The organism is Paenibacillus agri (genome assembly GCF_013359945.1).
GTDB classification, from domain to species: Bacteria; Bacillota; Bacilli; order Paenibacillales; family Paenibacillaceae; genus Paenibacillus_AQ; species Paenibacillus_AQ agri.
Genome location: NZ_JABWCS010000016.1, coordinates 1 through 239, shown reverse-complemented (window position 1 = coordinate 239; position 239 = coordinate 1). Strand labels below are relative to the sequence as shown.

Genomic DNA, 239 nt, shown 5'->3' with positions numbered 1-239 from the left:
AGACTGAAACTCAAAGGAATTGACGGGGACCCGCACAAGCAGTGGAGTATGTGGTTTAATTCGAAGCAACGCGAAGAACCTTACCAGGTCTTGACATCCAACTAACGAAGCAGAGATGCATTAGGTGCCCTTCGGGGAAAGTTGAGACAGGTGGTGCATGGTTGTCGTCAGCTCGTGTCGTGAGATGTTGGGTTAAGTCCCGCAACGAGCGCAACCCTTGACTTTAGTTGCCAGCAGGT

General features: G+C 51.0%; 1 rRNA gene. It reads left to right on the top strand.

The annotated features are described in order from the left end of the window. Positions 1–239: ribosomal RNA gene (locus HPT30_RS00070) — 16S ribosomal RNA — on the top strand; the annotation flags it as partial.